The organism is Parabacteroides sp. PF5-6 (assembly GCF_029504695.1).
In the GTDB taxonomy this organism is placed as follows: domain Bacteria; phylum Bacteroidota; class Bacteroidia; order Bacteroidales; family Tannerellaceae; genus QVMG01.
This window is the reverse complement of the sequence record NZ_JAQFIN010000005.1, coordinates 1-16,529: the sequence shown is the minus strand read 5'-3', so window position 1 is coordinate 16,529 and position 16,529 is coordinate 1. Positions and strand designations below refer to the sequence as shown.

At 50.4% G+C, this 16,529-nt stretch carries 13 protein-coding genes; 12 read left to right on the top strand and 1 reads right to left on the bottom strand.

Annotation, left to right across the window (positions count from 1 at the left end):
- Positions 1-75: 75 nt before the first annotated feature.
- The 12 genes from leuC (at position 76) to M2133_RS07585 (ending at position 16,209) form a co-directional block, all read left to right on the top strand.
- Complete coding sequence (gene leuC, locus M2133_RS07640) at positions 76-1,470, top strand: 3-isopropylmalate dehydratase large subunit (RefSeq protein ID WP_277465465.1); 1,395 nt, start codon at positions 76-78, stop codon at positions 1,468-1,470.
- Between the two features lie 138 nt (positions 1,471-1,608).
- Entirely contained in the window at positions 1,609-2,196 is a 588-nt protein-coding gene (leuD, locus tag M2133_RS07635) for a 3-isopropylmalate dehydratase small subunit (RefSeq protein WP_277465463.1), read from the top strand.
- 31 nt (positions 2,197-2,227) lie between these two features.
- The gene (locus M2133_RS07630) at positions 2,228-3,739 is read left to right on the top strand and encodes an alpha-isopropylmalate synthase regulatory domain-containing protein (protein WP_277465462.1); all 1,512 of its coding nucleotides are present in this window, start codon (positions 2,228-2,230) and stop codon (positions 3,737-3,739) included.
- A gap of 124 nt (positions 3,740-3,863) precedes the next feature.
- Complete coding sequence (locus M2133_RS07625) at positions 3,864-4,352, top strand: hypothetical protein (RefSeq protein WP_277465460.1); 489 nt, start codon at positions 3,864-3,866, stop codon at positions 4,350-4,352.
- Positions 4,353-4,443: 91 nt separating this feature from the next.
- Positions 4,444-4,884, top strand: a complete 441-nt coding sequence (locus tag M2133_RS07620) for a methylglyoxal synthase (RefSeq protein ID WP_277465458.1) — start codon at positions 4,444-4,446, stop codon at positions 4,882-4,884.
- 114 nt (positions 4,885-4,998) lie between these two features.
- Positions 4,999-6,069 (top strand): 3-isopropylmalate dehydrogenase, encoded by a 1,071-nt coding sequence (gene leuB / locus M2133_RS07615; RefSeq protein ID WP_277465456.1) that lies wholly within the window; start codon positions 4,999-5,001, stop codon positions 6,067-6,069.
- A 145-nt stretch (positions 6,070-6,214) separates the two neighbouring features.
- Positions 6,215-6,871, top strand: a complete 657-nt coding sequence (fsa, locus tag M2133_RS07610; RefSeq protein WP_277465454.1) for a fructose-6-phosphate aldolase — start codon at positions 6,215-6,217, stop codon at positions 6,869-6,871.
- 30 nt (positions 6,872-6,901) lie between these two features.
- Positions 6,902-8,710: a helix-turn-helix domain-containing protein gene (locus M2133_RS07605; protein ID WP_277465451.1), complete on the top strand. Its 1,809-nt coding sequence runs from the start codon at positions 6,902-6,904 to the stop codon at positions 8,708-8,710.
- Positions 8,711-8,890: 180 nt separating this feature from the next.
- On the top strand, positions 8,891-9,184 hold the full coding sequence (locus M2133_RS07600) for a hypothetical protein (RefSeq protein ID WP_277465450.1): 294 nt from the start codon (positions 8,891-8,893) through the stop codon (positions 9,182-9,184).
- Positions 9,185-9,210: 26 nt separating this feature from the next.
- Positions 9,211-11,319 carry an Ig-like domain-containing protein gene (locus M2133_RS07595; RefSeq protein ID WP_277465449.1) on the top strand — a complete coding sequence of 703 codons (2,109 nt, stop codon included), beginning with the start codon at positions 9,211-9,213 and terminating at the stop codon, positions 11,317-11,319.
- Between the two features lie 281 nt (positions 11,320-11,600).
- A complete protein-coding gene (locus M2133_RS07590) occupies positions 11,601-13,169 on the top strand; it encodes a helix-turn-helix domain-containing protein (protein ID WP_277465447.1) in 1,569 nt (522 codons plus the stop codon).
- Between the two features lie 301 nt (positions 13,170-13,470).
- Entirely contained in the window at positions 13,471-16,209 is a 2,739-nt protein-coding gene (locus M2133_RS07585) for a hypothetical protein (RefSeq protein ID WP_277465445.1), read from the top strand.
- Between the two features lie 80 nt (positions 16,210-16,289).
- Here the strand turns inward: M2133_RS07585 and M2133_RS07580 are convergent.
- Positions 16,290-16,529: hypothetical protein (locus M2133_RS07580; RefSeq protein ID WP_277465443.1), on the bottom strand; the 240-nt coding region annotated here is incomplete at its 5' end.

Here is a 16,529-nt window from a genome sequence, read left to right as displayed (position 1 = left end):
TAAATTGGAAAGCCCAAATACGATAACAATCAGCCATTTAAAGTTATAATTTATAATTAATAATTAATAATTAATATGAAGACATTATTCGACAAAATCTGGGACAAACACGTAGTAGATACCCTGGCGGATGGCACGATCCAACTGTATATCGATCGCCTGTACTGTCATGAGGTGACCAGCCCGCAGGCTTTCGCCGGATTGCGGGAGCGAGGATTGAAACCTTTCCGTCCGGCACAGGTCACCTGTATTCCCGATCATAATATTCCGACCCTCAATCAGGACCGTCCTATCGAGGATCCGGTATCCAAAAACCAGGTAGACACATTGGAAAAGAACGCCAAAGATTTCGGACTGCCCTACTATGGGCTGTTGCATCCGAAGAACGGTATTATCCATGTGGTAGGCCCGGAAACGGGACTCACCCAACCGGGTATGACCATGGTATGCGGTGACTCACACACCTCGACTCACGGGGCGATGGGTGCGATTGCCTTTGGTATCGGTACCAGCGAAGTGGAGATGACCCTGGCCACCCAATGCATCATGCAACGCAAGCCGAAAACGATGCGTATCACCATCGACGGTCAACTGCAACCGGGCGTAACAGCTAAGGATGTCGCTTTGTATATCATCAGCCGGATGAGTACTGGAGGGGCAACGGGTTATTTTGTGGAGTATGCCGGCGAGGTGATCCGTCGCGCGACGATGGAAGAGCGTCTGACGATCTGTAACCTGTCGATCGAGATGGGTGCACGCGGTGGCATGATCGCTCCCGACCAAACGACGTTCGACTATCTGGAAGACCGTGAATTTGCGCCCCGTGGCGAGGAATGGGAAAAGAAAGTCGCCGAATGGCGCCAATTGTATAGCGATCCCGGCGCGACGTTTGATAAAGAGATCGTGTTCAAAGCCGAAGATATTGAACCGATGGTGACTTACGGTACGAATCCGGGTATGGGAATGGGTATCCGAGAAAACATCCCGACATTGGAAAGTATCGACGAAGCCGGGCGCATCTCCTTTAAGAAATCATTGGATTATATGGGCTTCACTGCCGGTGAGCCGGTATTGGGTAAAAAGATTGATTATGTATTCTTAGGCAGTTGTACGAACGGACGCATCGAAGATTTCCGTGCCTTCGCTTCCGTGGTGAAAGGAAAGAAAAAGGCCGATCACGTGACTGCCTGGTTGGTTCCCGGCAGCTGGATGGTAGAAAAACAAATCCGCGCGGAGGGCCTGGATAAAGTATTCGAAGCTGCCGGTTTCGAACTGCGCCAGCCCGGATGTTCCGCCTGCCTGGCGATGAACGAGGATAAGGTGCCTGCCGGCATGTACGCCGTCTCGACCTCAAACCGCAATTTCGAAGGCCGCCAGGGACCAGGTGCCCGCACCATCCTTGCCGGCCCCTTAGTGGCCGCTGCCGCTGCCATTACGGGAGTAATAACCGATCCACGCGAACTAATATAAATATGAGAATCAGAATATTATGGAACGCAGACGACACAGAATTCGCAGATTTACGCAGAAATTATATTTAGAATAATCTGCGTTTGTCTGCGCCATCTGCGTCGTCTGCGTTCAATAATTCATAAAAATGCAACAACAATGAAAGAAAAAATCAATATAGTAACATCCACGTATGTGCCGTTACCTTTAGAGAATGTGGATACGGACCAGATTATCCCGGCACGGTTTCTGAAAGCGACCACCAAAGAGGGCTTTGGGGATAACCTCTTCCGCGACTGGCGGTATGATAAGGCGGGGAATCCGAATCCCGACTTCGTATTGAACCAGGGCGTATATAAAGGTGAGATACTCGTAGCGGGCAAGAACTTCGGTAGCGGTTCGAGCCGCGAGCATGCCGCCTGGGCAATTGCCGGTGCCGGGTTCCGCGTGGTGGTAAGTAGCTTTTTTGCTGATATCTTTAAGAATAACGCGATGAATAACGGTGTATTACCCGTTGTTGTCTCTCCGGAGTTCCTGACCGGCATATTCGCTTCGTGCGCGAACAACCCACAAGCCACATTGACAATTGATCTGCCTGCCCAGACCATCACCAACAACGAAACAGGCAAAAGTGAGTCCTTCGATATCAACCCCTACAAAAAAGACTGCTTAGTCAACGGACTCGACGACATCGATTATCTATTGGCGAATAAGTCTAAGATCGAGGCCTACGAATCAATACATTAAATCGTCTGCGTTCACTAATAAAAAGATTATCATGATAGAAATAATGGATACAACCCTGCGGGACGGGGAACAGACAACCGGGGTCGCTTTCGCGGCGCACGAGAAGCTAAGCATCGCACAGATGCTATTGGGCGAATTGGGCGTAAACCGGATAGAAATCGCTTCGGCACGGGTGTCGAACGGGGAGTTCGAAGGCGTCAAGCGAGTGGCGCAGTGGGCGGCACGGACGGGGCATCTGGATAAGCTCGAGGTGCTCGGGTTCGTCGATGGCGACCTCTCATTGAACTGGATCGAACAGGCGGGATGCCGGGTGGTGAACCTATTGTGCAAAGGTTCTTACAAACATGTGACCGAACAGTTGCGCCGTACCCCCGAAGAGCATATTGCTGATATCCGACGCGTGGTCGAATTGGCCACACAGAAGCAGATCCATGTGAATATTTACCTCGAGGACTGGTCGAACGGCATGAAACATTCTCCCGAATATGTGTTTCAATTCCTCGACGGATTGAAAGACCTGCCCGTCAAACGGTTTATGCTTCCCGACACATTGGGTATACTGAACCCCGAAGAAACGTATGAGTTCTGTTGTAAGATGGTCAACCACTACCCGGAACTGACCTTCGATTTCCATGCGCATAACGATTACGACCTGGCGGTGGGTAATATCTACGGTGCTATCCGTGCCGGAGTCAAAGGTATCCACACGACGGTGAACGGCCTGGGCGAACGTGCCGGTAACGCGCCATTGAGCAGTGTGATTGCCGTGATCAAAGATCAATTGGGCGAAGAAACGACCATCCGGGAAGAGAAGATCAATAAGGTAAGCCGCCTGGTGGAGACCTATGCCGGCATCCATATCGCTCCCAACAAACCGATTATCGGTGAGTTTGTCTTTACGCAATGTGCCGGTGTGCATGCTGATGGGGATAATAAGAACAACCTGTACTACAACGACCTATTGCCCGAACGCTTCGGCCGTATCCGCGAATACGCCTTGGGCAAGACCTCCGGCAAGGCGAATATCCGCAAGAACCTCGAAGCATTGGGTATCGATATGGACGATGAATCCATGCGCAAAGTCACCGAACGCATCATCGCCCTGGGTGATAAAAAAGAGATGGTTACCCAGGACGACCTGCCTTATATTATCAGCGATGTATTGAATCAATCGACACAGGAGGATGAAAAGATCCGTGTCTTGAACTACTCCTTATCGCTGGCGCAAGGTCTACGCCCGGTAGCAACGGTAAAGATGGAAATCAACGGTGCGACCTACGAAGAGTCCTCCACGGGAGACGGCCAATACGACGCCTTCGTCCGTGCCGTACGCCGGATCTATACCGACCTGGGGCGCCCCTTCCCGATGCTGACCAACTATTCGGTATCGATCCCTCCCGGTGGACGAACAGATGCTTTCGTATTGACAATCATCAGTTGGAACTACGCCGGTGTCGACTTCAAAACCCGCGGGCTCGATGTCGACCAGACCGAGTCGGCCATCAAGGCAACCCTGAAGATGCTCAACAAGATTGAAAACTAATGGTTAATGGTCAATGATTAATGGAAAAGAGAAACAGCTTCTCTCCTTTTTACAATTAACAATTTATAATTAACAATTAACCATTAAGTACGTACCTTTGTGAGGTAACTAAAACTAAATAGTCATGACTCAAGCAGAAATGAACGCGCGGAAAGTCCGGATCCTCCGGACCCTGATGGATGAGAACCTCTCAACGGTAGATCTTCAATACTTTGAGAATGTACGCCTTTTCATACTCGAAGAGCGAAAGCGGAAAGAAGGCAAAAAAGAAGAACGTTTCCCTCATAACGAGTCGAAAACAAATGAGCCCACAGCACCTTACGGCTGGCAAGATGGCGTAAGCTACGCGCTCGATGAAGTTCCCCCTATAAGTGAGACACAAGCAAACGCCCTCAAATTAAGGCTTAGCCAATTCCTTCTTGATGAGGCAAAAGAGGAAGAGGAGCTGGAGGAACTCGATATCGTTGATTATACCATCCGGATGGGAGATAAGGCACCTTGCCGGTATACCCGTGAAGAATTGAATGCAAGAGCTGACAGGGCAGAGGCTCGCTTTGAGAGAGGTGAGGGAATTCCTCATGAAGAAATTCGTAGGCGAATCATGGCATTATGAGATTAATCTGGGATGAAGAAGCATGATTTCCGTATGGGATTGCCGACGCAACCCGGAGGACATGACAAAAGAAATTAAATAACAGAACAAAATGAAACAACTAAAAATCGCGCTCGTAGCGCACGACAGACGAAAAGTAGATATGGTGGAATGGGCCGTTCATAATGCGGATTTCCTCGCTCATCAACACCTGGTATGTACCGGAACGACCGGAGGAATGGTGTATGACGCTTTCCAGGAAAAAGGGATTAATATCGAAATGACGCGGATGCATTCCGGTCCGCTGGGCGGTGACGCGGAGATTGCCGCTATGGTGGTACGCAAAGAGATCGACCTGGCGATCTTCCTGATCGACGACCTTAACCCGCAGCCCCACGAAGCCGACATTCAGATGTTGCTCCGCCAGTGCCGCGTACACAATGTGCCTATTGCCTGCAACCGGTATAGCGCCGACCTGATGATTACCAGTTCCCTCTGGGACGATGAGAACTACATACCGATGGAACCGAAATATATACATTTTCAACGCTAAAAAAACAAATGATTAATGTTTAATGATTAATGTTTAATGGCAAAGCCATAGACACGAAAAGCCCTCCAGGGCTTCCATTAATCATTAAACATTAATCATTAAACATTAAGATACATGAAACTACATATCGCCCTCCTGCCCGGTGACGGCATCGGCCCGGAGATTATCGAACAAGGGATGAAAGCGGTGAAAGCCGTGTGTGAACGGTTCGGACACGAACTGAGTGATAAAGAAGCGTTGGTCGGAGCTGCCGCGATCGACGCGACGGGCAACCCCTACCCTGACGAGACGCACGAATTGTGCATGCAGAGTGATGCCGTTTACTTCGGTGCTATCGGTTCGCCGAAGTACGATAACGACCCGTCCGCCAAGGTACGTCCCGAACAGGGACTGCTGGCGATGCGCAAAAAGCTGGGGCTCTATGCCAATATTCGTCCGGTGACCACCTTCCCGTCATTGATCCATAAGTCACCTCTCCGTGCCGAGCTGGTCGACGGTGCCGACTTCATGTGTATCCGTGAACTGACCGGCGGGTTGTATTTCGGTCGCCCGCAAGGACGTAGCGAAGACGGCAACACGGCTTACGACACCTGCGTCTACACCCGCGAAGAGATCGAACGCATCGTGCGCCTCTCCTTCGAATATGCGCAGAAAAGAAGAAAGAAGCTGACCGTTGTCGACAAAGCCAATATCCTGGCCACTTCCCGCCTCTGGCGCCAGATCGCGCAGGAGATCGAGAAAGAATACCCCGAGGTGGAGACCGAATATATGTTTGTCGACAACGCTGCTATGCGCCTGATCCAATGGCCGAAGAGCTTCGATGTGATGGTGACCGAGAATATGTTTGGCGATATCCTGACCGACGAGGCTTCGGTGATCACCGGTTCGCTGGGAATGTTGCCCTCGGCCTCCGTCGGCATCCATACCTCCGTGTTCGAACCCATCCACGGCTCCTACCCGCAGGCGGCCGGCAAGAACATCGCCAATCCATTGGCTACGATCCTGAGTGCGGCACTGATGTTCGAATATGCGTTCAACCTGCCCGAAGAAGGACAAGTGATCCGTCAGGCCGTTGCCGCTTCGATGGACGCGGGCGTAGTGACCGAAGATATCGCTTCGGGCGGCAAGGCATACTCGACCAGCGAGGTAGGCGACTGGATCGCCTCTTTTATCACAAACGCATAACACAAGGCTTTTCAAGTTCCGAAAAGGTTCAGAGAATTTACAGAAAGTCGTAAAAAGAAAAGGATTGAATGCTGATTCTAATAGTTAGTTCGTATATTAGCGCTTGATTAGCTTAAACAATTACTATAACTAAAATGACAAATCAATGAAGTTCTTTATCGACACCGCCAACCTGGATCAGATCCGGGAAGCAAACGATCTGGGCGTATTAGACGGCGTAACCACCAACCCGTCGCTGATGGCTAAAGAAGGCATCAAAGGAGTAGCGAACCAACGGGAGCATTACCTGAAGATCTGCGAGATCGTCGAGGGGGATGTGAGCGCCGAAGTGATTGCCACCGATTACGAAGGTATGATCCGCGAAGGCGAAGAGCTGGCCGCCCTGCATCCACAGATCGTCGTCAAGGTGCCTTGCATCGAATCCGGCATCAAAGCCATCCGTTACTTCACCCAGAAAGGCATCCGTACGAACTGCACCCTGATCTTCTCCGTCGGACAAGCCCTGCTGGCAGCCAAAGCCGGAGCGACCTACGTCTCCCCCTTTGTCGGCCGCCTGGACGATATCTCCACCGATGGCATCGGGCTGGTGGCGCAGATCGTTGAGGTCTACTCCACGTACGACTACAACACCCAGGTGCTTGCCGCCTCGATCCGCCACACCCAACATATCATTCAATGCCTCGAGGTAGGCGCCGATGTAGCGACCTGCCCCCTCGGAGCGATCAAAGGCCTGTTGAAACATCCGTTGACCGACAGCGGACTGGCTACTTTCCTGGCCGACCACAAGAAGGTGAACGGGTAAGAGGCATTGTAGCACTTAACAAGATACGATATGAATCACCGGCAGATCCAATCATTACGCCCGAAAGGGAATCTTCCCGTCCATCCATGGCGGTTGTTATTACCGCTATTACTGTTTATTATATGCCCCTTGGCTGCCCAGGCGCAAAGCGGGCAGGCCCTGCTCGACAGCCTGCGCCGGCAGGTGGAGCAGGTCGAAGGGATCGATAAACTGAAAGCGCATCATCGCCTGTGTTATATGCTGTCGAACTCGGAGGCGAAGCTGGAGGAACAGATCGAGGCACTGGAGAGCTACCAGAAGGAGGCCGACCGCCAGCAGGTAGTATCTCACCAGGCCAGTGCCCGTACCTTTATCTTGACGGTCTATAAAAATGCCTATGCCTACGATGCCTTCTTCGCCCGCTTGCCCGAGGTGCAAGGATTCTTGTATGCCCATGGACACGGGCAGGACAACTTCCAGATGACCAGCTACTACAACACCGTGCGCATGGCGAATGAGCTCTACCTCGAACAGGGACAGAGCGAAACAGCCATCCGCCGCGCCCAGGAGCTCTACCTTCAGGCAAGTGCCGACAACGACCGGATCGGCATGTCGACCCTCACCTTCTGTCTGGCACAGAGCTATGAATTGTCGCGCCAGTTCGAGAAAGCCGAAGAATACTTCCGCCAATCGCTCGACCTTGCCCAAAAGGTAGAAAAAGAAGAACGGCGCATCGCCCAGTTGCAGAATATCTATGTACTCTACGGACGCAGCATGATGGACCGGGAGAAATACACCGAGACCTTGGCGCTCTGCGACGAATGGCTACACGCTATCGCCGAGCAGGAAGACTTCGAAAGGCGGGTTGTGGGTGAATTAAAGAACACCTTATACAGCCGGCTCGACCGTAGCCTATTATTGATCCGTGCCTATGCCGGCTTGCAGCAGTTTGCCCAAGCCGACTCCTGCCGCCTGTTGGTCGAAGAGATGCAGCAACAGCAAGACTTCGGCCCCTGGGAGCTCTACATCGACGAGGCGTTGTTCGAATTGGCCTATCACCGCAAAGACTATGCCGCGGCACAACCGCTGCTCACCACCCTGCTCGAGGCATTCCGCCAGTACGACTCGCCCGCCAACGTAGCTGCGCTATTGGAGAAACAAGCCGTCATACAAGAACAAACCAACCAGTACGCCCTGGCCGCTGCCGGCTACCGCGAAGCCATTCAACTGCGCGACTCGATCCAGAACGCCCAATTCACCGCCCAGCTCAACGACCTGCATACGATCTACGAAGTGGATAAGATCACCGCCCAGAAAGAGCGTAACCGGATCTACTTCCTGATGGCGCTGCTTGCCTGCACACTGCTTGTGATCGCCCTGGCCGTCTGGATCGTCTACTCCCAACGCCTGCGGCGGAAGAACCGCGCGCTCTACCAACAGATCGAAAAGCAACGCCGCTTAGAGAAAGAGACGACAACGACAACGGTGGAGGCCGCCCCGGAAAAGCTGTCGAAAGAGATGCAGCTGTTTGTCGCCTTCAAAAACCTGTTGCTGACCGGCGACTTATACCTCTCCGCCGAGCTCGACCGTCACCGACTGATCGAACAACTGGGCACCAACGAACGCTACCTGATCGAAGCCGTACATGCCGGCTCAGGCATGACCATCAGCGGCTATATCGCCCAGCTGCGCCTGCGCTACGCCCTTGAATTACTGCACGACCATCCCGAGCTCACCCTCGAAGCCGTAGCCCTCGATTCCGGCCACGCCTCTTACTCCACCTTCTTCCGCGCCTTCACCAAAGCCTACGGCATGAGCCCAACGGAATACCGCAAGATAAACACACATTTTGCCCGTTAGCCGTTAGCATTCGCTGCGCTCGCTCATAGTCAAGCTGCATTCCTCTCATTCCTGAGACGAATACCCTCCTTGCGGTGCCTCCGTACGGAGATTTCCGCGATTTGACATATACTTCCCGTGATTTGCAAAGTACGCCACACCCACTCGGTCTACATTTGTGCAAACGTTAGAGCCATGTATATGATCGACAGAGGAAATCTATTTATCAACACCAACTGCTGGATCTACATCCTACGGCAGAGGCAAACGCCCGGTACGATGCGCATCACCTTCTCCCTGATGGCCAAAGAGATGTTGCAGCATGCACCCCAGGCCGATCTGCTCTACTACCGCCAGTTTACCCAGGTGGCCGAGGCCCTGGCCCATAAGCTCCTATTGGAGAACCTCTCGACAAACTCTCTTTACAGCTATATACAACATATAAACCCCGAGATGAAAGACCTGAATACGGACTTCGGGGTATTACATAATTAACTATTAACAATTAAAATACGTGTATCATGAAACAGATTGTACAACTAACAATGGTAATCCTTGCCTTGGCAAGCGGAATAAACCTCTACGCAGTGGGAGATAACACCTCGACAGGGACGTTATACATCGGGGAAAATGACTATGATCTATCGGTGGACCAAGAGAAAACCGGAGAACCCGGTTGGAAATGGACGGCGAAGACTTCGACTCTCGCGCTGGATACCGGCTATGTGGCTAAAGCCATTTATATCAACTGTGCGAATAAAGACAGTATAACCTTGGTTTACACGGCGAATATCACCATTGAAAGTACGGGGACAACACCTCTCCGATGCGATGGGGCGCTCACGATACAGGGAAAGAACAATAGAAAGTTGACCCTTATATATACCGGCGACGATGAAAAAAAACACGCTTTGTATAGCCAAAGGATCTTAACCATAGAAGACGGCAGGCTGGATCTCCAGACATCGAACTCAAGCAAAGTGGAGAATGGTTTATTTACCGCAAAGGCCGCCGCGCTCTATGCCGCGGAGGGTTTGGCGGCGACCGGGAAGACAAAGATAAACGCCAATGTGACAGGAGAAAACGCATTCGGCATACTACTGACAAGGGATAAATGCACATCCATCATAGATCTCGAAGACGAAGGCACGATTACGGCCAACTCTACCGGCGCCGGCGGCGCCCTCTGGATAGACAATGGACATACACTGGAAATCAAAGGTGGCAATCTCTTTTTATCCAATAATGCCGCCACGAACCCGATCAAGGGAAGTGGAAACTACGTGATGGTGGGCGGAACGCTACAATACAATAACGGACCGGCACCTGTGATGGCTGATAGAGCACCTGTCAAAGAAGAAGTCGTTTTAGGAGATGTAGTCACGTTACACGGAGTGAATCTTTCGGATACGGCCAAAGTATGGATAGGCGGCAAAGAGGCCATAGTCCTCGATGGGAGTAATCAAACAAAGCTTGACATACAAATACCCGCAGGAGAGGCAGGGGATATTGTCGATGTCCTGATTGAAACATACGGAGGACGGACATTTCTGCAAAACGCGTTTAAGTACACAGCCTCCTCTTACCGGATCACGTTAAATTTACCTGTCGAAGCGGAGTTAGAAGGAAATCGATTTATCGATGTAGCGTCAGGCACAACCATCGACGACCTCCTTCCTACCCCCACACAAGAAGCATGTTTGTTTAGAGGATGGAGTACCGATCAAATCAGGTTCGAGAAATGGGAGAATGCGACTGAGGTAACGGAAGACTGGGCGTTGCACGGTGTGTTTATTAAAAAAGCGATATTGACTCCCGACATTGATGCCAAAGGAGTGGCTGTGAATACGCCCATTACGATCGTTTTCCCTACCAATCCGGTAAAGATAGCGGGCGCAACGATTACTGCTGATCTAAGTCCGTACGAAGGTACGCTCACCTGCAAATACGACACCCTGACTTACAGCAATAAACCGATTGAATATATCGTAACGATCGAACACGAAGGCTTAAAGCATAACACGGAATATACCGTAACGCTTTTCAGTGAGGCTTTCAGCGCGTACCCCGAAGATATCACCTGGACATTCACGACTGCGGACTTGCAGTCAACGGTCTTCCATACCATCAGCCTGATTGTAGGCGAAGGCATCGATTGCAGTTATTCGACCGGCACACTGACCATTTCCGAAGACGACCACCTTTTCCTGACCTTCTACGCAGAGAACCCTGAACTGACCGCAACCGATATCGTTTTGTTGATCGACGGAGTAGAGACTGCCTTCAACGCATCCGTCGACGGCCGCGGCGGCAATTACATCCTCAACTCGATCGAGAAAGACTGCTACGTCGAGATCCGCCTGCGCGAAGGCGCTGTTGATCCCGATCCCGACCCTGACACGACGGGCAATCTGGATCATTCCTCCGGAAATATCCAGATTGCAATTATCAATTATCAATTATCAATTATCAATTCGGGCCCTGCGGTGGATGTAATGATTTATTCAATCACCGGCAAAAACGTGGTGTCGCTCCGTGGACTTCGGGGTTCAAAAACCTTCGCGTTACCGACGGGTATCTATATCGTACGTGCCGGTGGACAGACCTGGAAACTGATGATTAACGGTTAAAAATTAACGGTTAAAGCAAATACCCCCCCTTTTTATATACAATTATGAAAAACTTCGGTAGCACCTTTTAGGTCGCTATCGAAGTTTCTTTTATTTTTGCATCTGATATGCATACACTTTACAACTTCATCAGGCTCAAAGCTTGGATCATATTACTGATTCTTACGTTATCGGCACACGCTTTCGTGTGGGCAGAGCACCCGACAACGACGCAAAAAACCGATTCCCTCCGGGCACTTCTATCCACCCAAACAGGCAATGACCGACAAAAAACGTACGACATGCTCTTGGCCTTGTTGCAACAAGACGAGAATATCTGGTTGTATCGCGTCGAACTGGAGACCTACCTGCAGGATGCCGAGAAGCGGGAGAACATTGAAGACCAATGCTTCATCCGCGCGCAATGGGCCACATTCTACAACAACCACAATTTCAACGACAGCCTGATCCAGGTAGCGCCCGCTTTTATGGAATTCACCCTGCAGCACGGCGACTGGAACGCTTACGCCCATATATTCAACCTCTTTATCGGCAAATTATCTGCACAAAAACGCTATGAGGAAGCCTTTGTTGAGATCAATAAAGTGTACGCCGTCTCGAAAGAGCAAAACAACGCGCGCGGCGAAGGCTTGGCGCTTTACTGGATGGGAAGGATCAACAACAACCTGCACCGTTTTGAGGATGCGGAGAAGAATTACAAAGAAGCCCTCGAGGTGATGAAAGACCTGCCCAATCCGGTCGCCCGCATGGATGTCTACAGCAGCTACAGCCTGGTCTTGCGTAACATGAAACGCTACGACGACCTATTGGTTCTGTTACACGCCTTTGAGAAAGAGATCGAAAAGGCGGATCAGGAAAAGGCTGCCCAAGGAATCGAACAACGTTATATCAGCCCGGCATTTAAGTTATACAATGAATATGTAGCGGTGTACCTTATATTCAAAGACCTGCCCAATGCCCGCCGTTATTATGAGAAGATGGAAACTTCACCCATGTTGAAGATCTCCACCCATTCGCGTACGTCATTGCTTGATGCACGCATGCAACTGCTCCGGGCGGAAGGACATTTCCGCGAAGCCTTAGCCCTCAGTGACACGATCTATCAACAACGCAAAACATACGAAGACGCAGGAGGAATGACCAACACACTCTATAAACGCGTCAATATCGCCAAGGACCTGGGAGATGCGGATATCATGTTTGATGCCTTCTTCGAACTGATCGCCTTGAACGACTCGATCAAAAGCGTGGAGGTGAATGCCCAGCTCGATGAACTGCGCACCACATACGAAGTCGACCGCCATATCCTCGAGAAAGAGCGCAACCGCAACTACTTTATCTTCGCCCTCGCCGGCTGCGGCCTGTTGGCCATCGCCCTGACGATCTGGATCATCTATTCCCGCCGCTTACAGGCCAAAAACCGGGCGCTCTACGAACAGATCCGGGCGCGTAATCAATACCGTATCGCCCACGAAGAGACACTCATCAACCGTCCCCAGGAAGAACTGTCGGCCGAGATGCGCCTCTTCCGCGAGCTTAGCCTGATGATGAAAAACGAACGCCTCTTCACCGACCCGGACGTCAACCGCCGGATGATCGCCGAACGGTTGGCCACCAACGAGCGCTACCTTGCCGAAGCCATTCACGAAGGAGCCGGCGATACCTTCAACAACTACATCAACCAATTGCGGCTCACGGACTCGCTCGACCTGTTGATCAGCCAGCCCGATCTACCGATCGATGCCATCGCCACCGATGCCGGTTTCAGCTCCTACCCCACCTTCCACCGCCTCTTCACCCGCGCCTATGGCATGGGACCGTCGGAATACCGCCGCTTTGCCAAAAGCTAAAGGAGATCCATACACGCTGCGTGGCACTTTCAAGTGGTTTGAGAAGTGAAGATGCGCGCTAAGACTTATCGCGTTTCTTCCATGTCCATGGCTTATAAACGGTGGCAAAACTATCACCCCATTATTGATAGTTTTGCCACCGTCGTTAATCTTTATTAACTCTTTTAGGCCCATTTTTCCAGATTTGAGAGGTTTTTTTCCAGATTTGAGAGGTCGTTGCGGCAGCGCACCCGTAGATTTGCACCAAACAAACAAAGCGAGTATTTACAATATATAATTAACAATCTAAAAAAAAAGAAGTATGATGAAACGTATTTTACTATTATCGATGGCGCTACTGGCGCTGGTCGTGGGCCGGACCACAGCCACAACGTATGATGTCAGTGGAGATTTAAGTACTCTCCAAAATGTAACATTACAAACCGGAGATGTGATCAACCTCACTGCTGACGTTACTAAATCTCTAACTATTCCAGAAACGGTAACAGAATTAACCATCAACGGGAATGACCATAGCTGGATGACAGCGACTGGCCTTACAATCATTTTAACAGGAACAATCAAGTTGAACTTAAAGGACATTACAATCCAGGCAAATGGCCATTCCCAATCGGCTATTGATCTGGTGAAATCGGGTGATTATACAATCCACAGCCGAGGAGATGTGACGTTAAAAGGATGGAATGCCCTAATAATACATTCTGGTGTATCCGGAATACTCACCATCAGTGGAAGTGATATCTGCTTTGAAAGCATTGCCGAACAAGCGATAAATGGGTACTATGGCCATGGAGTGCATATCCATAGTGGTTTCCAGGTGATCATTGAAGCGACTGCTCCAGTATTTAAGAGTGCGATAGGGCATGGCTTTTACTACGAAAATAATTATTATAACAAAGAAGAAAAAATAATCATCCGGGGAAACTCCGCACCGGTTTTTGAAACAGCGGCAAAAGTGAATAAAGCTGGCCTTTATATGCATCTCAGTAGCCTGGAAGTCTCGACTTCCGGAAATACGACCTTCCGGGCAACAAACCGGTCAGCGGCGAGCACTGTAGGCGGACTGATGGTGGGTGATACGCTTGATGTGACCGGCATGACCGGCACACTTACTGCTGAGGTTTCCGGTTCTGCGACTGCAATGACAAGTAATAGAGGTGGTTTTTATATCGTAGGAGATATAGGCACAAATGGGAAGATAAATATGAATGGATACTATGCTATGAGTGGCAGATCCTATATCCATACCAATGCTCCAATTTCTATATCAAGCAATTATGTGGGAATAGAAAGTCCTTTTGAACTCAACCATAAGAATGCTCATTTGACAGTTTCTTCAACTAATATCGCCCTGAGAACCAGTTCGAAAATCATCAAAGGAAAGGTTAGCGTCAGTGGCTCTATCGGTCAATACGGAAGTGCTTTAGAGATTGAAGAAGAGGGGATACTGCATATAGCTGCGGATAGCACTGCCAAGTTGAATGTAAACACGAGCAGTTCTTATCCCGGAGCGAATTCAATAACGAACAGAGGTACCTTGGTGATCGAGGGTACATTTGAAAACAATGATTCCATAGTCAATAAAGGTCTCATCAGCAACCTGGGCGTCATCACCAACAACTCTAGCTTCACCAACGATACGACAGGCGTTATTCATAACGGAACGCAACCACAGCTTCTGTCACTTCGCACAGCTCCCACCCCTCCGGCGATTATCAATGCCTATGGGGCGACACTGACCAACGTGGGAGATATATACTTATATAATGGTGAGTTGACCAATAACGGCGCATTAATCAATACCGCTCTCGGTGAGATAACCGGAAGCGGAACCATCAGCAACACAGGAATTTCCGATAAACCGGCCACATTGACCAACCAGCCAGGAGGAGTGATCGGCACCAAGGATGAAACCAGCCCGGGCATTCAAAACAACACGAATGCGACACTGACCAATAACGGAATTCTCTTTAGCACGCTAAACGCGTCGGGAGGAACCTATACCGGCAACGCTATCGACACCTATGTCAAAGTCGATGGCGAGCAAAGTGGTACACTTTCAACGGGAGCATCAGTCACATTCGAGAATATCGAGCTCTATGGCTTTGACGAAAACGTTGAAGGTTATAGAACCGAAGTATTGGATGAGGCGGGTGAAGTGATCGGAGCCATGGAAGCCGAGCTGATCGATGATGTGCTGACACTAAAGCTCACCGGTTCAATGGCAGTCGGCACACATAATGTCTCTATCAAAGTGTATAAAGGGGAAGATAGCTATTTCATTTCTGCCCCCTTTGCCATTCAGGTGACAGCTGTCGATACGGCCTACCACACCATCAGCCTGATCGTTACCGATGGTATCACCTGTGACTACGCGACCGGTAGCCATACCATTGCCGAAGGCGACCACCTCTTCCTCTCCTTCTTCCCCGAAGAGGCCTCACTGACAGCAGCCGATATCCTCTTCCTGATCGATGGCGTGGAGACGGCATTCAATGCATCTGTCGACGGACGTGGTGGCAGTTATATCCTCAACCCGATCGAGAAAGACCTGGATGTGGTGATCGCCCTGCGCGAATATCCGGTGACCCTGCCGGAGATCGAAGGACTGACTATCACCACCAGCGGGAAAGCGATCTATGGCCAGCCGTTCACCTTTACGATCAGTAGCCCGACACTCGATCTGTCGGCAATGAAGGTATTTGTCAATGGAGAGGAACTGACAGCCAACGCCCTGCGTGCCGAATCGTATACATATACCATCGCTAAGGTGGAAGGCCCGATCGTCATCACGCTCGAAGGGTATACCACGGGCCACGCCTCTCTTGCCACCGGCAAGATCCGCGTGGCAATGGACAATGGACAATTGACAATTGACAATGAAATGGCCAATGCAGTCGACATCGCTATCTACAGCGTCACCGGCCAAAACGTGGTGCAGCTTCGTGGACTTCGCGGTTCAAAAACAGTTGCTTTGCCCGCTGGCGTTTACGTGGTCCGCGCCGGGACACAGACGTGGAAGGTGATGGTTAATGATTAATTGATAATTGTTAATTATTAATTATTAATTACTAAAGACTTATCACTGATAAAGATATTCACCAGACTAACCCGGCATTATTATCCTCCGGCAGCCCCGTTCGCGGGGACTGCCGGTTTTTCAATTTCTCTCCGTTTATCCCTTCCCAAAAAAACATTGCACTTTATTCGATCAAAGCGCAATGTTTTTTCGCGCAAAGTGTAATGTTTTTCCGCGCAAAGTGCAATGTTTTGGAAAAGGGGGTTTTGGCGGGTCAAATATCGTGAGAAGTGAAGGTTTTTCCGGGGTAGCAGATGGACATTCTTGGCTGGGGCTGACCC